This is a genomic window from Lactococcus sp. bn62, from assembly GCF_029492705.2.
GTDB classification, from domain to species: domain Bacteria; phylum Bacillota; class Bacilli; order Lactobacillales; family Streptococcaceae; genus Lactococcus; species Lactococcus petauri.
On the sequence record NZ_CP120417.1, the window covers coordinates 1466594 to 1490696 of the forward strand.

The 24103-nt window shown below is 38.9% G+C and carries 20 protein-coding genes and 2 pseudogenes; 3 read left to right on the forward strand and 19 right to left on the reverse strand.

All coding sequences use genetic code 11. From position 1 onward, the window contains the following. Positions 1 to 23 precede the first annotated feature (23 nt). The 5 genes from infB to rimP form a co-directional block, all read right to left on the reverse strand. Entirely contained in the window at positions 24 to 2741 is a 2718-nt protein-coding gene (infB, locus tag P3G65_RS07560) for a translation initiation factor IF-2 (protein ID WP_004256178.1), read from the reverse strand. An 18-nt stretch (positions 2742 to 2759) separates the two neighbouring features. Next, positions 2760 to 3065, reverse strand: a complete 306-nt coding sequence (locus tag P3G65_RS07565) for a YlxQ-related RNA-binding protein (RefSeq protein WP_004256177.1) — start codon at positions 3063 to 3065, stop codon at positions 2760 to 2762. Positions 3066 to 3072: 7 nt separating this feature from the next. Next, on the reverse strand, positions 3073 to 3393 hold the full coding sequence (rnpM, locus tag P3G65_RS07570) for an RNase P modulator RnpM (RefSeq protein ID WP_004256176.1): 321 nt from the start codon (positions 3391 to 3393) through the stop codon (positions 3073 to 3075). Positions 3394 to 3397: 4 nt separating this feature from the next. Continuing rightward, positions 3398 to 4525, reverse strand: coding sequence for a transcription termination factor NusA (nusA, locus tag P3G65_RS07575; protein ID WP_004256172.1), 1128 nt, complete (start codon positions 4523 to 4525; stop codon positions 3398 to 3400). Positions 4526 to 4616: 91 nt separating this feature from the next. Then, positions 4617 to 5093, reverse strand: a complete 477-nt coding sequence (rimP, locus tag P3G65_RS07580) for a ribosome maturation factor RimP (protein WP_004256168.1) — start codon at positions 5091 to 5093, stop codon at positions 4617 to 4619. A gap of 231 nt (positions 5094 to 5324) precedes the next feature. Here rimP and P3G65_RS07585 point away from each other — a divergent pair, with 231 nt between their 5' ends. Together P3G65_RS07585 and P3G65_RS07590 are read left to right on the forward strand one after the other, a co-directional pair. After that, entirely contained in the window at positions 5325 to 5720 is a 396-nt protein-coding gene (locus P3G65_RS07585; protein WP_019291799.1) for a CidA/LrgA family protein, read from the forward strand. Next, a complete protein-coding gene (locus tag P3G65_RS07590) occupies positions 5720 to 6418 on the forward strand; it encodes an LrgB family protein (RefSeq protein WP_004256157.1) in 699 nt (232 codons plus the stop codon). Before P3G65_RS07585 ends, P3G65_RS07590 begins: the two co-directional genes overlap by 1 nt. Before the next feature lie 65 nt (positions 6419 to 6483). Here P3G65_RS07590 and der read toward each other — a convergent pair whose 3' ends face one another. The 10 genes and pseudogenes from der to P3G65_RS07640 form a co-directional block, all read right to left on the reverse strand. After that, entirely contained in the window at positions 6484 to 7794 is a 1311-nt protein-coding gene (der, locus tag P3G65_RS07595; RefSeq protein WP_004256153.1) for a ribosome biogenesis GTPase Der, read from the reverse strand. A 182-nt stretch (positions 7795 to 7976) separates the two neighbouring features. Beyond that, positions 7977 to 9002 carry an AI-2E family transporter gene (locus P3G65_RS07600; RefSeq protein ID WP_003134234.1) on the reverse strand — a complete coding sequence of 342 codons (1026 nt, stop codon included), beginning with the start codon at positions 9000 to 9002 and terminating at the stop codon, positions 7977 to 7979. A 118-nt stretch (positions 9003 to 9120) separates the two neighbouring features. Continuing rightward, positions 9121 to 10677: a signal recognition particle protein gene (gene ffh, locus P3G65_RS07605; protein WP_003134232.1), complete on the reverse strand. Its 1557-nt coding sequence runs from the start codon at positions 10675 to 10677 to the stop codon at positions 9121 to 9123. 89 nt (positions 10678 to 10766) lie between these two features. Then, positions 10767 to 11420 (reverse strand): TrkA family potassium uptake protein, encoded by a 654-nt coding sequence (locus tag P3G65_RS07610; RefSeq protein ID WP_003134231.1) that lies wholly within the window; start codon positions 11418 to 11420, stop codon positions 10767 to 10769. 1 nt (position 11421) lies between these two features. Beyond that, on the reverse strand, positions 11422 to 12744 hold the full coding sequence (locus P3G65_RS07615) for a TrkH family potassium uptake protein (RefSeq protein ID WP_003134230.1): 1323 nt from the start codon (positions 12742 to 12744) through the stop codon (positions 11422 to 11424). Positions 12745 to 12875: 131 nt separating this feature from the next. Continuing rightward, the gene (locus P3G65_RS07620; protein ID WP_003134229.1) at positions 12876 to 14612 is read right to left on the reverse strand and encodes a ribonuclease J; all 1737 of its coding nucleotides are present in this window, start codon (positions 14610 to 14612) and stop codon (positions 12876 to 12878) included. A gap of 119 nt (positions 14613 to 14731) precedes the next feature. Next, positions 14732 to 15133 (reverse strand): hypothetical protein, encoded by a 402-nt coding sequence (locus P3G65_RS07625; RefSeq protein ID WP_019291609.1) that lies wholly within the window; start codon positions 15131 to 15133, stop codon positions 14732 to 14734. Between the two features lie 24 nt (positions 15134 to 15157). Beyond that, entirely contained in the window at positions 15158 to 15991 is an 834-nt protein-coding gene (locus P3G65_RS07630) for an alpha/beta hydrolase (protein ID WP_230318208.1), read from the reverse strand. A 154-nt stretch (positions 15992 to 16145) separates the two neighbouring features. Further along, positions 16146 to 17237, reverse strand: a complete 1092-nt coding sequence (locus tag P3G65_RS07635; RefSeq protein ID WP_107106273.1) for a WxL domain-containing protein — start codon at positions 17235 to 17237, stop codon at positions 16146 to 16148. A gap of 33 nt (positions 17238 to 17270) precedes the next feature. Then, positions 17271 to 18080 (reverse strand): annotated as a pseudogene (locus P3G65_RS07640) (RTX toxin); the annotation flags it as partial. Positions 18081 to 18162: 82 nt separating this feature from the next. On the opposite strand from P3G65_RS07640, the pseudogene P3G65_RS07645 reads away from it, so the two are divergent. Beyond that, positions 18163 to 19320: pseudogene (locus P3G65_RS07645) on the forward strand (IS3 family transposase). On the opposite strand, the gene P3G65_RS07650 reads toward P3G65_RS07645, so the two are convergent. From P3G65_RS07650 to tkt, 4 genes are all read right to left on the reverse strand, one after another. Beyond that, the gene (locus P3G65_RS07650) at positions 19306 to 19818 is read right to left on the reverse strand and encodes a helix-turn-helix domain-containing protein (RefSeq protein ID WP_238076689.1); all 513 of its coding nucleotides are present in this window, start codon (positions 19816 to 19818) and stop codon (positions 19306 to 19308) included. The pseudogene P3G65_RS07645 and the gene P3G65_RS07650 overlap by 15 nt on opposite strands. Before the next feature lie 156 nt (positions 19819 to 19974). Further along, on the reverse strand, positions 19975 to 21312 hold the full coding sequence (nox, locus tag P3G65_RS07655; RefSeq protein ID WP_003134144.1) for a H2O-forming NADH oxidase: 1338 nt from the start codon (positions 21310 to 21312) through the stop codon (positions 19975 to 19977). A gap of 230 nt (positions 21313 to 21542) precedes the next feature. Then, positions 21543 to 21758 carry a hypothetical protein gene (locus P3G65_RS07660; protein WP_017370674.1) on the reverse strand — a complete coding sequence of 72 codons (216 nt, stop codon included), beginning with the start codon at positions 21756 to 21758 and terminating at the stop codon, positions 21543 to 21545. Positions 21759 to 22091: 333 nt separating this feature from the next. After that, entirely contained in the window at positions 22092 to 24092 is a 2001-nt protein-coding gene (tkt, locus tag P3G65_RS07665; protein ID WP_019291826.1) for a transketolase, read from the reverse strand. Between the last annotated feature and the right edge of the window lie 11 nt (positions 24093 to 24103).

Below are 24103 nucleotides of genomic sequence, written 5' to 3' on the forward strand. Positions count from 1 at the left end.
TTTTTCCTCAAACATTTTAAATTTTAACGCTTGATTTCAACCATTTTATAAACTTCAAATGTATCGTCAACAAGAATGTCGTTGTAGTTTTCTACCATCAAACCACCTTCTTGGGCATTACCGACTTCTTTAACATCATCTTTGTAATGTTTCAAGCTAGCGATAGCTCCATCATGGATAACTACACCGTCACGAATAACTCGAACGCTGGCATCACGTTGAACTTTACCACGGATAACCATAAATCCGGCAATTGTACCAACTTTAGAAACGTTGAATGTTTCACGGACAATCGCTTCACCGATAATTTCTTCTTTGTATTCTGGATCCAGCATACCACGCATGGCTGTTTCGATTTCTTCAATAACTTTATAGATGATGCTGTGAAGACGAATATCTACATCTTCATGTTCCGCTTGCTCACGTGCAAGTCCCGTTGGACGAACATTGAAACCGATAATAATCGCATTTGAAGCTGCTGCTAATGAAACGTCTGATTCACTAATCGCACCAACTGCCGCGTGAACGATATCAACTTTTACACCTTCAACATCAATTTTTTGTAAGGAAGCAGCCATCGCTTCAGCTGTACCTTGTACATCAGCCTTGATGATGATGTTAACTGTTTTAACTTGACCTTCTTTAAGTGTATCAAAGAGGTTATCAAGACTTACACGGCGAGTGCTTTGACGTTTAATCAATTGGGCACGTTTGGCACGTTCTTCACCAGCTGCACGTGCAGATTTTTCATCTTCAAAGACGGCGAAATGATCACCAGCTTGAGGCACATCAGAGAGACCTGTCAATTCGACTGGTGTTGATGGCAAAGCTTCTTTAATACGACGACCCAAGTCATTTGTCATCGTACGTACACGACCATATGTGTTACCAACAACGATTGGGTCTTGAACGTGAAGTGTACCTTGTTGTACCAAGAGTGTGGCAATAGCACCACGTCCTTGGTCAAGACGTGCTTCAACAACTGTACCAATAGCACGGACAGTTGGGTCTGCTTTAAGTTCTTGCATTTCAGCAACAAGCAAAACAGTTTCCAAAAGAGCATCAAGATTTTGATTGAATTTAGCTGAGATTTCAACAAATTCAGATTCACCGCCCCAAGCTTGTGACATAACACCGTGTTCAGCTAATTCTTGAATTACACGCTGTGGGTTTGCACCTGGTTTATCAATTTTGTTAATGGCAACGATGATTGGTACACCAGCAGCTTTTGAGTGATTGATAGCTTCAATCGTTTGTGGCATAACACCATCATCAGCGGCAACAACCAAGATTGTAATATCGGTTACTGAGGCACCACGTGCACGCATGCTTGTGAATGCTTCGTGCCCTGGTGTGTCCAAGAAAGTGATTTTCTTATCTCCAGTTTTGATTTGATAAGCACCGATATGTTGTGTGATACCACCAGCTTCACCTTCAGTGACACGAGATTCACGGAAACGGTCAAGCAAGGTTGTTTTACCATGGTCAACGTGACCCATGATTGTAACAACAGCTGGACGTTCTACCATGTTTTCTTCGTTAAGGTAACCTTCTTCAACGAAAAGACGTTCAATATCAGATTGGTCTTCTTCCACTTTTTTAACTGGAGTAATACCATAATCCATAAGGATTAATTCCAAAGTATCTTCATCAAGAGATTGGTTTTGATTAACCATTGTTCCCATCATGAAAAGTTTTTTGATGATCTCAGCTGGTTCACGTTTGATTGCTTTTGCAATATCTTGAACGTTCATGCCTTCAGCATATTCCACTGATTCTGGTAATTCATGATATTTACGAGTAGATACTGGTGCGGCAGATTGTTGGTTTTTACCTCCACGGCGACCTTTTTGATTCCAGTTTGAGTTACGTGCATTACGTACTTGATTACGGTTATCATTTACACGCAATGGTCCGCCTGGGCGACGACCATCTGAAGATTTGTCGTGTTCGTTTTTCTTGCGGTCACGATCACGGCGGTTATTGTTTTTACCGGAAGTAGCAGGTGCTGTAAATACTTCTGTTGAGGGTTTACTCTCAAATTTATTGCCGCCACGATTTTGGTTATCATTATTGCGACGATTGTCATTTTGATTGCGACCTTGTCCACCGCGACGATTGTCATTGTTACGGCGATCATTTTGACGACGTTCTTGACGAGCAGCATCTTTTTTCGCTGCTTCTTTTTTGATATCTTCTGCGCGTTTTACGACTTTGATTTGAATCCTTGGTTTTTTATCCAATGCTTTTTTAGGTTCTTCTTTCACTGGCTCAGTAGTTTTTTCTTCTTGCTTTTTCGCTGCTGGAGCTGGAGCTTCTGATTTCTTCTCTACTTTTGGCGCTGTTTTTTCTTGTTTTACTGTTTTAACTTCTTCCACTTTTGGTTCAGCCTTTACTTCAGCTTCAACCTTTGCGGCTTTTTCTGCTTCTTCTTTAGCTTTAATACGTGCCAAGATGGCAGGATCTTCAACCACTGCTTTTCCTGCAAAGGTGCGTGGCGCGTCATCTTTTTTCTTTGATGTTTTCGCTTTTGACTGGGTATCTTTTGCTGGAGCAGCTGTTTTTTCTGTTGCAGTAGTTCCTGATTTCACACGTGCAATGATTTTTTCTGCTTCAGCATCTGTGACTGAACTTGAGTGAGCTTTAACAGCCAAGCCCAATTCTTGTGCAGCTGACACAAGATCAGCATTTTTCAATCCTGTTTCTTTTGCGATTTGATTAATTCGTTTTTTATCAGACAATGTTGTCCTCCTTATTTTTTAGTTAGTCATAAGGCTCTCCATTTTCTTTGCAAATCCATCATCAGCAATGGCTAACACTTTTCGATTAGCACCAATTGCTACTGAAAGTTCATTTACTGAGAACGTTTGTAAGACGCTTACCTCATAGTAACTCGATTTATCGGTGATTTTTTTGATCAAATTCTCTGACGCATCATGGGCAACAAAAACTAAACTGGCTTTGCCATTTTGAATGGCTTTAACCACAAGTTCTTCCCCTGTGATGACTTTTCCTGCACGTTTAGCAAGACCGAGTAAATTCAATACTTTTTTTGTATTATTCATATTAGTCTTAGTCCGGTGCCAAGTCTGCCGAATAAGTAGCTTCTGCTAATTCACGGCGTGCAACTTGGTGTTCAACATAACTGATCAGTTCGTCATAAAATTCGTCTGAGATTTTTGTACTGAAAGTACGATCAAAGACATGTCTCTTCTTAGCGAGCTGTGCTTCTTCATTTGATAAGGCAATATAAGCACCACGGCCATGTGCCTTACCTGTCGGGTCAATGGAGATTTGCCCCTCTTTGTTAAAAGCAATACGTAAAAGATCACGTTTAGCGATTTGCTCACCAGAAACTACAGACTTTCTCATGGGAGTCTTTTTTTGTTTCATAGGCCTATTCTTCAGTTGTTGCTTCTTCTGAAACAGTTTCAGCAACTTCTTCTACAATTTCATCTACTTCTTCAACAAGTGCATCAAGCTCCGCCATTTCCTTTTGGAAATCTTCTTCGGACTTGATATCAATCTTACAGTTTGTAACGTGTGCAGCAAGACGTACATTTTGTCCACGTTTACCGATTGCTAAGGATAATTGATCTTGAGCAACGACTGCAATTGCTGAACCGTCTTCACGGATAGCCACTTGCTCGATACGAGCTGGTTTAAGTGCGTTGGCAATCAAGGTTGCTTTGTCGGCATTATATTCGATGATATCCATCTTTTCACCAGCAAGCTCACGGATAATACCTTGAATACGTGCACCTTTTGCACCAACCATTGTACCGATAGCATCGACGTTTTCATCATGACTTTCGACAATGACTTTCGCACGATCACCTGCATCACGCGCAACAGATTTGATTTCTACTGTTCCATCGTAAACTTCAGGGATTTCTTTTTCAAACATACGTTTAAGCATATCTGGCGCTGTACGGCTGATGAAGACACGTGTCCCTTTTGGTGTCAAAAGTACGTCAGTCACATAAACTTTCACTTTGTCACCAACGTGATAATTTTCTTGACTGATACGGTCTTTGGCTGTCAAAAGTGCATCCACACGGCCCAAGTTAACGTAAACTGCACGCGCATCAACTTTTTCAACGGTACCCATGATGATTTCATCTTTATAACGGCTGTATTCATTGTAAATGATTGTACGTTCTTCTTCACGCATTTTTTGCATGATAACTTGTTTAGCTGCTCCCGCCGCTGTACGTGCAAAATCTTTTGGTTTTTCTTCAAACATGATTTTGTCGCCAATTTCATAATGCGGGTTTAATTCTTGGGCATCTTCAAGTGAGATTTCAAGACGGCTATCAAAGACTTCATCCACAATTTCACGTGTTGAGTAAACATTGAAGTTTCCTTTTTTCTCATCGAAAATAACTTTCACATTTTGTGCTTGACCATATTGGCGCTTGTAAGCAGCTGTGATTGCTTGCTCAATTGCTTCGATAACAATCTCTTGTTTAATGCCTTTTTCTTCTTCTAGCATTGTAAAGGCGTTAAGCATTTCCTTGCTCATTTTGTTTTTTCCTCTTTCTTGAGTTTTTTGGAAAATATTTTCTTTTTATTATTTCGGTTGAGAGACTTACTCTCAGAGCATTTAGAATTTCTTACAACTTCACTAAAGTTGTTGCTTTTGAAATCTTATCTGCTGGAATTTCAACTGTTTTCTTACGGGCTTTATCCATATATTCTACAGTTAAGGTGTTGTCCTCAAACTTCACCAAATCTCCAACAAATTCTTTTTCGCCTTCAATTTTTTGATAAAGTTTTACAAGAATGTACTCACCAATGGCACTTTGAAAATGTTCAGCTTTTTTAAGCGGACGTTCTGCACCAGGGCTTGCAACTTCAAGCATATAACCTTCGGTTGGAAATGGATCTGGCGAAATTGTGTCTAGCAAAGGTGAAAGAATTTCACTTAAATCGGCTGTGTCTTGAATCGTAATGCCATCTGCCTTATCCACCAAAAGTCGCAAAACCATATCTCCGCCAAGTTTTTCCCACTCAACATCAATCAATTTAAACTCTTCTGGTAGGTGAGGCAAGATGAAATCTTCTACTGTTTTTACAAGTGTTTCTGACATCTCTTCTCCTTTCAGAAAACAACACAGAAGGAGCGTCCTCACGAACGCTCCTTTCTAGTAGTTTTTTATTTAAGACTATTATAGCACATTTTTGCGGTTTGTCAAGAGGCATGATTACGCAGGGTGTACCGTTTAAACTTCCTAACTCGCACATAAAATTTCTTTGAAAATTCTTGAAAATCTAGCATTAAAGGGCTATGATAAAAAGAGTGTAATTTATAGGAGATGTTTATGAAAATTTATTTTCAGTTACTTATTATTTTTGGTTTTTCTTTCGTAGGAGATACGCTGTCAAACAGTTTGCATCTTCCTGTTCCCGGGAGTATTTTAGGAATGATTTTTTTATTCCTTGCGTTGCAATTTAAAGTTTTAAAATTCACTGATGTAGATGAGGTTGGGAGTTTCTTAATCAATAACATGACGATTTTATTTTTACCTGCTGGTGTGGGAATCATGGCCAAATGGTCCTTGATTTCCGATTTTTGGTGGCAAATAGCTTTGATTGTTCTTCTTGCTCTTATTGTGAATGTCTTTGTTTTAGGTCATTTGGTTCAATTTATTAAAGTCAAATATGAAGGAGATTACCTCGAACCAGAATTGTTAAAAAATAAAAGAGAGGTAAACTGATGGATGCCATTACTTCTAGCCCGCTGTTTGGTCTAACACTTACTATTTTAATATTTATTATTGGTGTACGTATCAATGAAAATATACGTAAGCCTTGGACGAATCCCTTACTTTTTGCAACCCTCGTTATTATTTTGATTTTGGTTGTAGCTAAAATACCTTATGAGAATTATTACAAAGGAGGCGCGATATTAAACGACTTGATTGGTCCTTCAACTGTTGCCTTAGGTATTCCTTTGTATAAAACCTTCCAGCTCATGAAGCATCATGCAAGATCAATTTTAATCAGTATCGCTGCTGCTGCTCTTATTAATACAGTTATTACGGCCTTATTGTTAAAATTTTTCGGTTTATCAAAATTAGCTTCATTGTCCCTTTTCCCAAAATCTGTAACTACTGCGATGGCTATTGGTATCACAGAAAAAATGCAAGGTGTGACAACGATTACGGTTGTCGTGGTCGTGGCTACCGGAATCTTGACCAGTGTCCTTGGCGTGCCATTGATGAAACTTTTTAAAATTAAAGACCCTGTGGCCCAAGGTGTGGTGCTCGGCGGCACTGGACATGCCGTTGGTACAGGAACTGCTATTGAACTAGGAAAAGTTCAAGGCGCCATGGGAGCTTTAGCGATTGGCGTAACCGGGATTATGTACGTGATTTTTGCACCTTTAGTGGCACATATTATTCTGGGCTATTGAGCCTAACTGTCTGAAATTCTAACCAGTTATAATAAAAAGCTTGAAGATTAACTTCAAGCTTTTTATTATTTACGTTTACGTGCAATCAAATGAATTGGTGTACCTTCAAAGACAAAGGCTTTACGGATTTGATTTTCTAAGAAGCGCATATAAGAGAAATGCATCAGTTCTTCTTCATTAACGAAGACCACAAATGTTGGTGGTTTAACAGCAACTTGGGTTGCATAGAAAATCTTCAAACGTTTCCCTTTATCTGTCGGTGTTGGATTAATTGCTACTGCATCCATAATAACATCATTCAAGACAGAACTTGAAATACGAAGGTTTTGTGAATGATGAATTTCCTTAATCATATCTGGAAGCTTATGAAGACGTTGACCTGTTTTAGCCGAAACATAAACAATCGGTGCATAATCAAGGAATTTAAATTTCCAACGAATATCGTCTTCGAATTTTTTCATAGTGTAATTGTCTTTTTCAAGTGTATCCCACTTGTTTACTACGAGAAGAATTCCCTTACCTGCATCATGAGCGAAGCCAGCAATCCGCATATCGTATTCACGAATTCCCTCTTCTGCATTGATGACCATAAGCACAATGTCGCTCCGATCAATAGCACGCATAGCACGCATTACAGAATATTTTTCTGTATTTTCGTAGATTTTCCCAGATTTACGCATCCCTGCTGTATCAATCATGAGGAATTCTTGCCCTTCTGCATCAGTAAAGCTTGTATCAATCGCATCACGTGTCGTACCTGCGACAGGGCTGGCAATGACACGATCTTCTCCGAGAATAGCGTTAATCAAACTTGATTTACCAACGTTTGGACGACCAATCAAACTAAATTTGATGACATCTGGATTTTCTTCTTCTGTTTCTGTTGGCAGGTTTTCAATGATTGCATCAAGAACGTCCCCTGTCCCTAAGCCGTGTACAGCGGATACAGGATAAGGTTCTCCCAGACCAAGTGAATAGAAGTCGAAGATTTCCATTCGGCGCTCCGGGTTATCTACTTTATTGACAACGAGGATAACTGGTTTATCTGTACGGTAGAGAATTTGTGCTACATGTTCATCAGCATCAGTAATTCCTGTTTCTCCATCCACAACAGCTACGATAACATCCGCTTCTTCCATCGCTATCTCTGCTTGGGCACGGATCTGTGTCATGAAGGGCTCATCCGAAAGTTCAATCCCTCCGGTATCAATAAGCGAGAATTTTTTGTTCAACCATTCGCCTGTGGCATAAATACGGTCACGTGTTACTCCAGGAATATCTTCAACAATCGAGATACGTTCTCCAGCAATACGGTTAAAAATCGTCGATTTTCCGACATTTGGTCGGCCGACAATGGCTACTGTAGGTAGTGTCATTTATTTTTTATCCTTTTCTTATCAGTAATATCAGTAATAAGTTTACTTCTCTTATTCCTCATCTTCTTCTTTTCATCTAAAAGAGAAAAAGTATGCATTGTAATTATAACATTTTACTGGCTATTTTTATAGCTCTGCCTTTTCAGATTAAAAGTGAGCCCGGAATTCTTGCTCACTTTTGATTATTTTTTAAGTTTTTTAAAGGGAATCTCCTTCACACCGAGAAGATCTAGGGCAAAGTTAAAGATTGGAATTCCCACGATAAGGCCCCAAACACCGAAGAAATGTTCTCCTAAGAAAAGAATCACGAAAGTGTAAAACATAGGCAGTTTTGTCTTATGGGCCATCAGATGCGGGTTGAGGACATAAGACTCAAGAGCATGGATTAAAGCAACCATCAGTAACACAAAGATGACATCCCTAATCCCGCCGATAGAATAACCGATGATGGATAAAGGAATACAAGAGACAAGTACACCAGCAACGGGAACAAGGCTCAGTAAGAAAATCATTACGCCCAAACTCAATAACTCTGGAAAGCCCATGAAGCTTAACGCAATAAGTGTCAAAGCGGTATTAACGAGAGCAATAATAAATTGCGTTTCCAAGACAACACCAAAGCCTGTAAAGAATTTGCTTGCCAGATAATAGACGTCTTCAAAGAACCAAGCAAAGTCACTTTCCAAGAAAAGAGCTGAAAATTTATTGGTTTCTTTACGATCAATAGTGAAGAAGAAACTCATTAAGAAGGCGAAAACGACAATGAGTAACCCTTTCCCAAAGCTGGTTACATAATCAACCAAAGTCCCCAAACTGCTTTGCAGTTTATCTGCCAAGTTGTATTCTTTAAAAAGATTATATATCGAATCCATCAGCGCACTCTCGCCATTGCTGTTGTTCTGGTAAAACTTACTTACTGCATTGATGAGGTGCGTGAGCTGATTTACCAATACGGGAATATATTCCGTAATTCCTAAGTAGATTAAAAAAAGAATGACACCATATAGGATAAAACCACTTATTTTACCAGGAAGTTTAATTTTTCGCTCGATAAAGCTGACAAAACGATAGGCGAGGTAGCTGAAGACGAAAGTCAAGAGCATCAGTGGGAGAATGCTTCGTACAAAATAGAGTACAGCAATGAGAAACGCCAAAACGACCCATCTTCTAAGTTTTTCATTTTTTATAAAATTTTGGTAGTATTCCATTAATTCCCATCCTTCAATTTTTATAGATTAAAAAATTGTATTTTCACATTTTCAAGCTTCTAAATTATATCATGTTTAGCATGCAAAAAGATACATCTTAAGATGTATCTTTTATATTTTATTTCTTTTTACCTTTTTTCATTTTTTTCTGCGCCCGTTTCATGGCTTGTTTCATGGCAAATTGTGTAGCTTTACCTTTGAGCCCACCACCGAACATAGAGCTCATATCAGGTGTTCCGGAAGATGCTCCTCCTCCCATAAGACCTTGCAAGTCTCCTAGAGAGGACATATCTGGCATACCTCCAGGCATATTTTTCATGTTTGGCATTTTACCGCCAGCGCCGCCCATCATTTGCTGCATCATTGAATTCATGTCGCCATTCATAATACCTTGCATCATGTCTTTAGACTGATTGAATTGCTTGATGAACTTGTTAACCTCGATAAAACTATTTCCTGATCCAGCAGCAATACGTCGACGACGAGCGGGCGAAAGTTCGACTTCCAATTGACGCTCAGCTGGTGTCATAGATAGCACAATAGCACGTTTACGTGCAATGTCTTTCGGATCAACCTTAACATTTTCAATTCCTGGCATTTGTGACATGCCTGGAATCATCTTCATAATGTCTTCCATTGGTCCCATGTTTGTCACTTGGTCAAGCTGTTCCACAAAGTCGCTGTAATCAAAACGGTTTTCCGCCATCTTTTCAGCCATCTTCATCGATTGCTCTTCATCAAACTGCGCTTGAGCCTTTTCAATCAAGGTCAACATGTCCCCCATACCGAGGATACGAGAGCTCATACGATCAGGATAGAAAGTTTCCAAGTCGGTCAGTTTCTCACCTGTACCAGTAAATTTGATGGGTTTACCTGTAATTTCTCGAATAGATAAAGCCGCACCACCACGGGTATCACCATCAAGTTTGGTAATGATAACACCACTAATATCTAATTTTTCATCAAAAGTTTTTGCTACTTGAGCAGCAACTTGACCTGTCATGGCATCAACAACCAACAGAATTTCCGTTGGTTGTGCGAGAGCTTTAATCTCTTGCAACTCGTTCATGAGTTTATCATCAATTTCGAGACGACCTGCCGTATCAATCAAGACATAGTCTTTACGCTCTTCACGCGCTTGAGCAAGACCGTTTTTAACAATATTTACCGGACTTTCGGCTGTTCCTTCATCATAAACAGGAATATCAAGCTGTTCACCTAATGTTTTTAATTGATCAATCGCTGCTGGACGATAAACGTCAGCCGCAATCATCATTGGGCGTGCATTTTGTTCTTCTTTAAGTTTTTTAGCAAGTTTACCAGCAAAGGTTGTTTTACCTGCCCCTTGCAAACCAACCATCATGATGATTGTTGGAATTTTAGGTGATTTGAGCAGCTCCGCTTCGCCGCCACCCAAAATCGCAGTCAATTCTTCGTTAACAATCGAAATAATTTGTTGCGCAGGATTCAGTGCTTCTGAGACTTCCGTCCCAATCGCACGTTCGCGGATTGCTTTGATAAACTTTTTCACTACAGGAAGAGCAACGTCGGCTTCAAGAAGGGCCACACGTATTTCTTTCGTAATTTCTGTTACATCTTGTTCTGTAATTTTCTTTTTGCCACGCAAATTTTTAAAGACATTTTGCAAACGTTCAGTTAAATTTTCAAAAGCCATATTTATATTCCAGTTCTATTATTTTATTCAGATAGTTTTATTATACCATATTCTGTCGAGGCTTAAATCCACCAGAAGTTGGAAAAATTCTAATTTTGTTCAGAAAGTTTTTGGATATCTTCAGGACGACCAATGACAAAGAGTGAATCCCCAATCATGAGTCGAGTGTCTCCTGAGGCTATTTCAACTTTTCCATTAATATGCTTAACATAGCTGATGTTTAAGTCGTAATGATTAAAATCATCAATTTCAGAAATAACCCGATTATTCATTGTACGTGAACATACTTTTACTTCTGCGAACTCAATATTCTCAGCAATGTCCACGACATTACTGATATTCTCAAAGATTAAACTTTCGGCAATCTTACGTCCCATTTCTACCTCAGGAAGAACCACACGATCAGCGCCAATTTTTTCCAAAAGACGATAATGATTTTTATCTACAGCCTTGGTTATTACTTGAGGCACTCCAGCATCTTTTGCCAGCATAGTAACTAGCACAGAAGACTGGATGTCTTCACCTATTGCTACAATAGCAACGTCAAAATCTTGAATGCCTATCTCGTCCAAGACACGTTCATCTTTTGCATCGGCAATGATGGCATTAGGAACCATATCCTTAAAAAGATTGACACGATCTTCGTTCTGGTCAATCACGAGCAAATCTGCTTCCGTTTCGGCGATCGTTTTCGCAACCGCTGAGCCAAAACGTCCCAGACCTATAACAACAAATGATTTCATATTAACCTACCATTACCTTTTCTTCAGGGTATTTATAAAGCGACTCATGACTGTCTTTGGCATTCAGAGAATAAATAATCGTAAAGACACCAACGCGTCCGATAAACATAAGAATTCCTACGATAATTTTACCTGGGATATTGAGTCCTGGAGTTACTCCCATACTTAAACCCACGGTCGATAGTGCAGAAATAACTTCGAACAAGAGCTGATCCACACGGAATTTTGGATTGGTTAAGAGCAAGGCAAAAGTTGCAATAACCATCATAAAGAAATAAAGAAAAACAGACTCATAAGCTTGTTTGACAACACTTTGAGGAATAGTTCTATTTTTAAAACTTGTATGTTTGTCACGTTTAATGATTGAACGAACATTGAGTGCTAGAACACCGATTGTTGTCGTCTTCAAACCGCCTGCTGTAGACCCAGATGTACCACCGATAATCATCAACATAATTGTCAAAAAGATACTGGCCTGACTAAACAGAGTGTATTCTTGAATAGAAAAGCCCGCGGTTCTCTGAGAAATCGATAAGAATAAACTCTGCATGGTAAAAATTGCTGGGTTATTACTTACACTTTCAAAATCAGAGATTAAAAAGAGTATCATGCCACCAAAGATGAGAAAAGTTGTTGTTGTCAATGCCAAACGTGTATGTAAAGACAATTTTCTTTGCTTTTTGTAGTTAAGCAGGTCCATCATAACGATAAAACCTAAACTGCCGCATACAATCATCGAGGCGATGACCATTAAGACATAAGGAGAATGTTCATAAAGCATGAGCGAATTACCAAACAAATCAAAGCCGGCATTACAATAAGCCGAAATAGCATGGAACACACTGTACCATAAACCTTTAACCAATCCAAACTTTGGCACAAAAGCAAAGGACAAGAGAACACTTCCGCAAAATTGAATAAGAAAAGAAATGATTAAAACATTGATAACAACACGAACACCCGAGCTAATATCAGATAGGCTGTATGATTCTTGAATAATCAAGCGGGACTTAAGCGACATCTTCTGGTTGAGCAATAAAAAGATACTGACAACCAAAGTCATAAATCCTAATCCACCAATTTCAATCAATAAAAGTAAGATAACTTGACCAAAAAGCGACCAGTGAGCGCTTGTATCAATAACGGTTAAACCTGTAACACAGGTTGCTGATACAGCTGTAAAGAGCGCATCGACAGGATGAGTAAATTGTCCTGTTTTGGAGGAAATCGGTAAACTCAACAGTGTCCCGCCCACAATGACAAGAGTCAAAAAGGCGATAAAAATAATCTGCAAAGCTGTTAATTTTTTTAAATTTTTCTGCATAAGTCGCTTGCTTACTCTCCTCTAGTTCTGTGCCCTGGGAACTTGCCATTATCAAAAAAATATAGCAAAAGACAGGCCTTTACTATATGATAATTTTTCAACGTTCTTGAACAAACCCTGTCCTAGAAGTCTTATTCAGACTTTTCAGTGGGTTTATTTGCTTTCTTTTTGTTGCTCTTGTAACGACGTGTTAATTCTTGTGGGGCACGCGCTTCCATCACGACAGGAAGAACAACTGGTTTACGACGTGTTTGGTTGTAGAGGAATTTACCAAGAGCATCACGAATAGCGCCCTTAAGTTCTGACCAATCGAAAGTTGTTCCTGCAAGATATTTTTCAACGGTTTCATTAACCAAATTTCCTGCATCTTTCATCAAATCACGTGATGTTTTGACATAGACAAAGCCACGCGTATGTACACGTGTTTGACTGATAATTTTACGGTCGCTCTTACTGATAGTGATAACAGCAATGAAAATACCGTCTTCTGACAAAACTTTACGGTCTCGTAAAACGACAGAACCAATGTCCCCAATACCTGAACCATCAATCATTACGTTTTCTGCTGGTACAACACCTGCAGGAATCATTTCGTCTTTTTTGTTGAATGAAACAGATTCCCCTTTTTTCGCAATAAAGATGTGCTCTGGAAGCATGCCCATTTCCATGGCTAATTCAGCATGTGCACGTAACTCACGGTATTCACCTTGAATAGGGATAAGATTTTTAGGTCGTAAGATATCAATCATAAATTGCAAATCACGCGCATTGGCATGACCTGAAACTTTTAAATCTCCACCCAACATCTTCATCACACCACCTGCACGATAAACGTCATTTTCAATGCGTGCCACTAATGTTTCATAAGCTACTGAAGGGGTTGTTACAGCAAATGCTACATCGCCTTCTTTGATTTTCACCCATTTGTGACGTTTGTGCGCCATGTCACCGAGAACTTTTAAGGGTTCACCCATACGTCCTGTTTCAATGATGACAAGCTCATTATCAGCATATTTACTGATTTCATTTGGTTTAATGATTGCTTTTTTATCTTCGATTTGCAACTTCTTCAAACGTGTTGCTGTTTCGACGATTTGGTCCATATCTTGACCAGTAAAGACGATATGGCGTCCGAGCTTGATTGCTGCATCAACGACTTGTTGGATGCGCCCGAGATTCCCTGCGTTACAAGCAATGATCACACGGCCTTGTGCTTCATCAATTGTATCAAATATTTTTTCGTAGATTTCATGTTCACTTGCAGATTGAGCCGTTGACAAAGCATTTGGTGAGCTTGAAAGTAAAGCAAGGACTTTACTGCTTCCAATTTCAGCAAGGCGTCGCATGTTTGTACGATAGCCAAGCGCAACTGCTGGATCAAAACGGAAATCTCCTGTATAAACAATATTTCCGGAGTCAGTTCCAATGACAATCCCCATTGATTCTGGAATTGTATGTGTTGTTGAAAAGAAGGAAATTACAGCTTGACCAAAATCAATTTCTGTTTCTTCGTTGACCACGTGGAAATCCTTAAACTTCTTGCTGCCATCATAATTGCGCACATTAATCTTCGCAAGTTCAATCGTCAACTCACTCCCAAATACAGGAACACGTAATTCAGAAACGATATAAGGTAATGCGCCAATCGAATCGGCATGACCATGCGTCAAGAAAATCCCTGCAACACGATCAGCATTTTCAACTAAATAGTCAATGTCTGGAATAACAAAGTCAATTCCTAACATGTCACTGTCCGCATATTTCAGACCAGCATCGAGAACGAAGATTTGTTCGTTCACCTCTGCTAAGTACATATTTTTACCAAATTCGCGTACACCGCCTAAGGGTGTAATTTTTATATCTGCCATTTATTTATTAATTAAAACCTTTCTTATTTCGTAATAAAAGGGATTGGCATTCCAATCCCTACCGAGAATACTTACTATAAGTATAACTCAAAGCAAGCAAAAAATCAATCAAATATTCGTCAATCCCTCATATCATGCGGTTTATCGTTACTTAACATTTTTAAGCTTTCCCGTATATCTTCTTCGTATTTTGCGAAAAACTTTTGATTTTTAATCCGCAAACAACCTCGTCCTATAACTGACTTTGGAAATCGCTCCTGTAAAGTCACATTACTTCCATAAAAATAGAGCGCAACATAATTTTTTTGAGCAGAAATATTAAGCATACCAGCTTCTTCATATCCTGGACTTGGATGAGGATTTGCTCCCAAAGCGAGAGCGGAAAAAGTTCTTCCATTATCAAAATAACGCAAGTTTTCATCTGGAAACACTGTCTTAACCAACTGCGTAACTTGTCTTAAAAGTTGTGGATTAGGCGACTGTGATATGTAGTCCTCTATTTCCTTTGCGCTTATGTACATCGCACCTCCTTGATTTTCTTTCAATTAAAAATAAGTCTTTAAAAAGTTTGCTACTACTTCGCGATATTTTTCTTTATCTATTTCGTAAGACCGCACATGTCGACCTCCTTTTGCAATATAGATTTCCTTTGGCCCTTTTGTTGCTTCATAGTTTCGATGCACCATTTCCATGGGAACAAAAGTATCCTGATCTCCATGGATAAAGAGGAACGGCTTCGTATTTTTATTTAATTGCGTAATTGACGAGGCTTCCTTCCAACCGTACCCCGCAAAAAGTTTAGACCAAAAAGAAAGGAGGTGAATCAGCGGAAATTGTGGCAAATGATAATCATGCTTTGCTTTATGAGCCAACTCGTTCCAAACCGTATCATAACCACAGTCTTCAATAAAACACTTAACATGTTCAGGTAAGTTTTCCCCCGAAAGCATCATTGTTGCAGAGGCACCCATCGAAATACCAAACATTGCGATTTCACTTTTAGGATTTTTCTCAATAATCTGTTTAATCCAGCCTAGGTTATCTTTACGGTCTAACCAACCAAAACCAATGAATTTTCCTGGACTTTTTGCACCTGCACGATAATCCGGCATGAGGACATTGTAGCCCAGTTCATGAAAGAGCCAACCAAAAGCACCATATCTGTCTCGAACAGATTTATACCCGTTAGCCAACAAGATAGTCTTATCTGTCGGCTTTGTCGCTGGTAAATACCAGGCCTTAAGCGTTAAATTATCGTGTGTCTGTAAACACCATTCTTCTTTTTTGGCTTGCATAAAAGCGTACCATTCGGGATAAAGAGGATCATTGCTTTGGGGTTGTTGAATCCAAATGCTGCGATTTTTATTTTCAATAAACATGAATAGACCTAAGCTAAACATATGAACTAAAAAAATGAGAACCAACACTAGTATTAAAAAAGTTAACATGAGCCTATTATAACACGACTTGTGTAACAACTTTACTTGTTTTCTTCTCCATAAAAAAAAGAGATTTAAAATCTCCTTTTTCTTCTTATTTATTACCTGGAACATCCGACAATGTCCACGTCAGTTCTCCTTTATATTTTGCAGCATATTGTTGAGTCACAGGTACATCAAGATAGAGTCCTTTTTTCGTTGTGCTCCCCCAATTTTGACTGAGATTAAAGGTTCCACCATTTGTGCCACTTGGCTGACTTTCTACTTGAGCATTACTTGCTGAAAGCGCGGTATTGTTGGTGCCATCAGTACTAAAGAATAAAGTCCCAGCCAGTGAATGACCGCCAGTAATTGGTGTGCCTGTAGCATCAACTTCAACTAACGGCTGAGTTTCTTTAACAAACATTGTCCATCCTGTATTTTTGCTGCTTTGTCTTGTATCTGTAACCACGAGATCTTGAGTATAGGCAGGAAAATCAACCACATTACTATTTTTAACTTTTAGCTGTCCAAAATCCATTGTTGATGGTGCACTGGTGAAATTTAGACTCCCCGTAAATATTGATATAGCAACAGTTTTTGAAATGCTTTTATCTGAGCTCGAAAAATTATAAGTCACATCGACAATGTCATTAGATTGAGCATTCTTCAAGGCCGTAAAGTATGCAGCAGAATCTTCTAAAGCAGCTGAACTCACTGTTCCGTCAGAATGATAAGCTTTCGCTTGCGTATAATAATCAAGTGTTGGTTGATCACTGTTTGCTCCAATCGTATTCGCGATATCCTGCCCTAAAGTTACGGGATATGCATTGATCGCTCTCTGACGATCAGAGGAAATGACTGCATCATCAGAAACCACGACAAGATGTGCTTGTGCTGTTTCATTTGTCGTTGACCATGTAACCGGAATATCAATATAATCTTTACCCTTTAGCCCAGCATTGGCAGTCGCTAAAGTATTTCCATCAAGCTTTAGGCCTGATAAATCTTGCCCTTTTACTTCCATGAAAGATTGAAGTTGGCTTTCAGTAAGCGTCTTTGCCATACTTTCTGAGAGAATAATATTTCCTGCTGTAAGCTTTTGAGTGATCGTTATCGTTGCCTTAGGTGCAATAACGGGAACTGCTGCTGACACCTGATTAACTGCAAGCATACTTGGAAGAGCAACAGACAGAACTGCACCCATTATAAAAAATCGTTTCATTTTTCTCCTCTCCTCCTATGCTGGTCCATCTGCGATGGTATATTTAAAGGTACCAGATGGTGTTCCTGTTTGCGTCAATAGTGTATTTTTTGCTTTAATTTTTATTCCTGAAGTTTGTGGAGCAGTCAATGTATAATTTTGCCCTGCATTCGCCATTGAAATAAAAGAAGGCAAACTTGTATCTGAAGTTACTGAGGCAATAGACACAGCCAAGCCAGTACCCAACGTTTTGTTATCTGCTGGATTGCCAGGATTACTCCAATAATAGTCGATATTATCTGCAAAATTATTTTGCATCATGGTTACCGAAAGATTAAAGTTTGGTGCTTGTCCCCGATCATCCCCTACAACCAAGGTTTGTGTCTCATTTCCATTAATTAAATTTGACCATGAGCTATCGGCTGGTGTGCCATTGCTATCGTTGGGGTTTAAAGAGATATTAAAACTTCTTGCCATAGATGATTTAGCTGCATCCATCCAGAAGCCTATCGGCTGATACCAGGATATGTATTTGGCAGTTTTCATACCTGTTAAATCTGCACTCGAATAATTATTAGGTACCAAAGCAGAACTAGCGTTAGCACCTAAGCCAGTGATTGTTCCTGTGTTTTGCCTGTACCAGATATCTCCCGTGCTCAGATTATTTTGGTTAGGTGTAACCAAATCTGGGAGATTTGCATCAAATACGGCTGCTGTAGTTGAAGTATGTGTCCTTAATCCATTTCCTGCTATCGTTATAGGAAAATTGTTACTTGAATTCACAGTGGGATCAAAAACTGATCCTCCTAGAGTATTTAGGGTCACTACTTTAGGATCATCTAATGTTGGAGCTATACTATAAAAAAAAGTGGACAGAAAATTGTGTGTTATAATCTGTCTATTAAGACACAAAAATGAAAGGACTTTTATGTCAGGTTTTAAACGTTACGACGAGGAATTTAAGCAATCTCTCGTTAATCTCTACCAAACAGGTAAAACTCAATCCGAACTCTGTAAAGACTATGGTGTCTCCCCTTCTGCACTTGCAAAATGGATCAACCAGTACTCTCAAGTTCGTCTTGAAGATAATACGGTCTTGACTGCTAAACAGATTCAAGAATTACAAAAAAGGAATGCCCAACTCGAAGAAGAAAATCTTATCTTAAAAAAAGCAAGTGCCATATTCATGCAAAACTCCAAGTGAGATTAAAAGCAGTCTATAGACTCCGATTTGAACACACGACAGTTATGCTCTGTCGTGTTTTACATGTCAATCGTTCCACCTACTATAACTTCATAAACAAGAAGCCCTCAAAACGTGAAATAGAAAATCAACGCTTGAGAAAATTACTCCTTGAGATTTATATGAAAGCCAAGAAAAGAATTGGAACGAGAGCTTTTAAAATTATTCTCCTGCGTGATTATGGCGTTAATATTTCTGAGGGGCGTATCTTAAGACTTCTAAAGTCTATGACACTCCCTAAAATGTCAACGATTAAACCTAGAGTTAAATCAAAACACTCTCCTGCATTTTCTTCTGATAATCTCCTTAAACAAGAATTTAATCCTAAGTCCCCGAATCAAGTATGGACAACTGATTTCACTTATATTTCTATAGGACATAGACGGCATGTTTATCTCTGCGCCATCCTTGACCTCTACTCTAGAAAATGTATTGCTTGGAAAGTAAGTGACAGGATTGATGCTAAACTTGCCTGTGACACATTAGGGATGGCTATAAATAAGAGGAAGCCTAAGGAACCAATCATTTTTCATTCGGATCAAGGTAGCCAATTTAAATCAGCTTCCTTTAGAAAAATATTAGATGAGCATCAATTGCTTGCTTCTTACTCCAAACCTGGATATCCTTATGATAATGCTGTCACTGAGGCCTTTTTCAAGTACCTCAAACAACGGGAAATAAACAGAAGAACTTATCACTCCATTCAAGAAGTTCAACTCTCTTGCTTTGAATACATCGAACAGTTTTATAACAACTATAATCCTCATTCCGCAAACAATGGTTTAACTCCAAATCAGAAAGAAGAAAACTATTTTAAGAAAATATAGCTCATTTTGTGTCTAAATATTTGACATTAGTCCAAAACTCTCTAATCTTCCATTCATCACCGACAAAGCGCATGTTTTTATCAATTGTTACACCGTATTCCCTCGTTAAATCCGTAAATTTTTTCACCAGTTTATACGTGGCTGACTTTGATAAAAAGACAACATCTTCGAGTTCAGCAATTTTGTTCACTTCTTCAGTAAAGACTGCTCGAATCAAGGCTTGCATCTGTGATCTCTTAACGTAATGATTTAAAAGAAGCATGATGTTTCCTTGGGTTCTTCTTTCATAACGTACGAAACTTTTCTGCGTCTGGAGATCGATGAGGTAATAATTTTCTAATTTCCAAGATTTAATTTCTGATTGTATCTCAGATAAGAGCTTCTTGACTTGATAATTATTAAGGTGTAATTCTTCAATTAAGTCATCAAAAAGTACCGTAGAGAGATGATGATTTTCTAAATAATATAAAATTTGAAGCTTTTTAAAATCATCTTCGTCTAAATATTTTAACACAATACTGTTTCCTCCATTTACCTCGTCAATTTTTTCTATTATATAACATTAGGCAACATTGCACAAATGTAACTTAATTGCACAAAAAATCACTAAAGAGTATTTTAGTGATTTTTTGTGTCTTATATCCTTCGATTTCAACGTTACACTTTGATATCATTCTGCCTTTAAAGCAGCAACAGTCATATAGTTATAAGGGCTGTTAAAGTGGGGCAAGAAGAACAAATCGAGAAGCGCAAGTTCATCAATTGTTTTTTGATCTTGGATAGCCAAGCTGAACATATTGATATTCCCCGCGATAATCTCCCCGTAGCTCGCCATTTGCGCGCCTACGATACGTCGACTTGATTTTTCATAAACAATACGAATTTTCACCGTATCATTATTTTCATGGAGGAACCAAGCTTTTTGCTTATCTTCAAAATCAGTGTAAGCAACTTCTAAACCAAATTTTTGTGCGGCTTTAACAGAAAAACCTGTAGAAGTCATATTATAGCCGAAGATCGAGATACCATTTGACCCTTGAACACCAGCTGATTCGAGGACTGTTCCGCCAATGTTATGCCCAGCAACAATCCCTGAGCGTACCGCATTAGAAGCAAGAGCAATATATGTGAAATCTTGCAAAGCATTAGAATAAATCGTAGCCACATCGCCGACTGCGTAGACATCAGGATTACTTGTCTGTTGATGCTTATCTACCTTCACTGCTCCATTTCGAAGCGTATCCAGTTTATCTCCCACAAGGGTGCTGTTTGCCGTAAAGCCGATACAGTTAATTACCATATCCACATCATAGGTCCCTTTATTAGTCACAATTTGAGAAACTCGGCCATTTGTGCCTTTAAAAGCCTCGGCAGTTTCACCAAAATGAAGCTCTACGCCATGGTTTGCAAGGTTTTCATCCATTCCTTTCGCAAAGTCTTCATCATAATAGGAAGCTAAAGATGTAGTTTCCGCATCAAAGAGCAAAACTTCTTTTCCGCGACGTTTCGCCGCTTCAGCGATTTCTGTACCAATGTAGCCCGCCCCAATAACGGCAATACGTTTCACTTCTTCTTTAGCGAACTCCTCATCCACTGCTTGTCCTTCTTGGAAGAGTTTAAGAAAATGAATACCTTCTAATTCATTACCTGTAATTTTAGGAATGATTGGTCTTGAACCCATAGCAAGAATGAGTTTGTCATAATCTTCCACGTGCTCTTCTCCGGCTTTTGTTGTGGCATACACTTTTTTCTGCTCGAAATCAATTGATGAAACTTCAGTTTCCGTCAACACCTTCGCTCCTTTTGCTTCAAAATCATCTGGTCGTGCATAGAAAAGTTCATTCGGTTGATCAATTTGACGGCCCACCCATAAGGCTGTCCCACAGCCCAAGTAACTCATGTTACTGTTACGATCGATCATGGTAATTTCATGACCAGGATAGTTGTCTAATAATGTATTTGCCGCAGCAATACCTGCGTGATTTGTGCCTATAATAACGATTTTCATGTTGGAAAATCTCCTTTTTTTATTGTAAAAGCTTGTAAATATTTTTACAATATAAGTTTAGCACACTTTATTCGCATTTCTTTTGTAAGCGCTTGTGAAGTTTGTGAATTCACAAACTTCACAAGGTAAATAGCTGAGAAAACCTTATATTACCTGCATTTCAGATACTTTCAAGACATTATTATTTTTCTATCAAAAAAATGGATAGTTTTGAAATACCCACTTTTTACTTACTTTATATGTTTCACTTCTTGACGGGTGTGCATCCCATTTAACTCATCCAGCATACTCACAGATACACTGACAAGACCGGGATAATCACTGTTTTCAACTTCAGCTTTATACAATTCTATCTCTTCTGAAGTTTTTCCTTCTTTTTTCATCGCATTTTCTGTATAAGATATTATCGCTTCTGCATTACCCTCTACATCAAAAAGGCTGTACATCATTACGCTCAATAGTCTCTCCTAAAATATAATAGATAAATTTACATACCTCTATTATAGCATTAATTCCAAAGGAAACAACAGCTCACTCCACTCTTTATTTCACAAAAAAAGACCTCTCAAAAGAGAAGTCTTTCGGGCAACTTTCGTTGTGTCAGAACGGTTCACACGCGCTAACAAGTTCTCATGCTTCCTGCACGAACAACCCAATGTTCCAGAACTCCCGTGCTTCAATAATCTACCAAAGTAGAGCATCGACTCATCGCATAAGCTTATTATAACATAATCTGTGAGTCTCCGCGTAACAAAAGCTTTTCACGGCACCATCTGGGATTAGCAGCAATCTTTAGGACAGTTTTCTTTCATTTCTTTATATGTTTTTACAACATTTTCTACTGTAAAGCCATACTCTGGTAAAACAATATTTGCAGGTGCTGAAGCGCCCCATTTATCTACGGTTACAGTGGCTCCAGCTAAACCAATATATTTCGCCCAGCCGAAGCTTGTTCCTGCTTCGACAGCCAAACGGCAGCAGACATTTTTCGGAAGAATTTCTTCTCTATATTCTGCAGATTGTTCGTCAAAGATATTCATTGAAGGCATAGAAACAACACGTACGCCTTTTCCTAATTCTTTTTTAGCTTCAAGCGCAAGTGCTACTTCTGAACCTGTTGCGATGATAATTCCTTCAAGTTCACCTTCTTCTTTGGAGAGAATGTAGGCACCACGATTGAGGCCTTCCTCAGCCAATTGTGCTGTTCCTTCAAGAACTGGCAAGTTTTGACGTGTCAAAACAAGCGCTGTTGGACGTTTTTTGCTTGAAGCTGCACGACGCCATGCGGCAACAACTTCATTACCATCTGCAGGGCGGATCGTATCTAAGTTTGGCATAGAACGTACTGAAGCCAATTGTTCGACAGGTTCATGTGTTGGACCATCTTCACCAACCGCGATTGAATCGTGTGTCCAAACATATGTAACAGGCAATTCTTGCAGTGCAGCCATACGGACAGCAGGAAGCATATAATTACTGAAAACGAAGAATGTACCACCATAAACACGTGTACCGCCATGGAGAGCAATACCGTTCATAATTGCGCCCATCGCAAATTCACGGACACCAAACCAAATGTTACGACCAGCATAGTTATCTGGCATAAAGTCTGTATCATTTTTAGCCATTGTATTGTTTGATGCTGATAAGTCAGCTGAACCACCCCAAAGGTTTGGCATTTGTGCTGACAGTTCTTGGATAGCTTCTTGTGAAGTTACACGTGAAGCTTTGCTTGAACCAAGTTCATGCTTGCTTAATTCAAGTTCAGGTGTTTCATTTTCAAACGCTTTTACATATTGTTCAGCAAGATCTGGATATTTTTCAGCGTAAGCTGTGAACGTATCGTTCCATACTTGTTCCATAGCTTCGCCACGTGTATTCAATGTTTGACGGAAACGCTCAGTAACTTCTTCGGGAACAGTGAATTCTGGATAGTCCCATCCATAAGCTTTCTTCGCAAATTCAATACCTTCTGCACCAAGAGGAGCACCATGTACTGCTGACGTGCCTTGTTTTTCAGCACCATATCCAATAACAGTCTTAACCTCAATAATTGTTGGTTTTTCAGTTTCAGCTTTTGCTTGTTCTACAGCTGCTGCAATTTCAGTCAAATCGTTGCCGTCTTTAACCAAGATATGTTGCCAACCGTAGCTTTCAAAACGCATTTTAATATCATCGATAAATGATTTATCCAAATCACCATCAAGAGAGATATTATTTGAATCATAGAAAAGTACAAGTTTTCCAAGTTTTAACTTACCAGCGAGTGACGCTGCTTCTTGAGAAACACCTTCCATAAGGTCACCATCACCATTTAAGGCATAAGTATAGTGATCCACAATATCAAAATCTGGTTTATTGTAAGTAGCAGCTAAATGTGCTTCGGCCATTGCCATACCAACAGCATTGGCGATACCTTGTCCTAAAGGACCTGTAGTCGCTTCTACACCATCTGTCCAGTCTACTTCAGGATGTCCTGGAGTTTTTGAGCCCCATTGGCGGAAGTTTTTCAAATCATCTATTGATACTTTGTATCCTGCCAAATGTAAAAGACTGTAAAGCATTGCCGAACCGTGTCCTGCAGAAAGGACAAAACGGTCGCGGTTAGACCATTTACGTCCTGTTTGTGGGTTTACATTCAAAAACTTGCTCCAAAGAACATAAGCCATTGGTGCCGCACCCATTGGCAATCCTGGATGTCCAGAGTTTGCTTTTTGGATAGCATCCATTGACAAAGTACGGATTGAATTTACAGCTAACTGATCGGTGTTGTCAAACATATTTTTCTCCA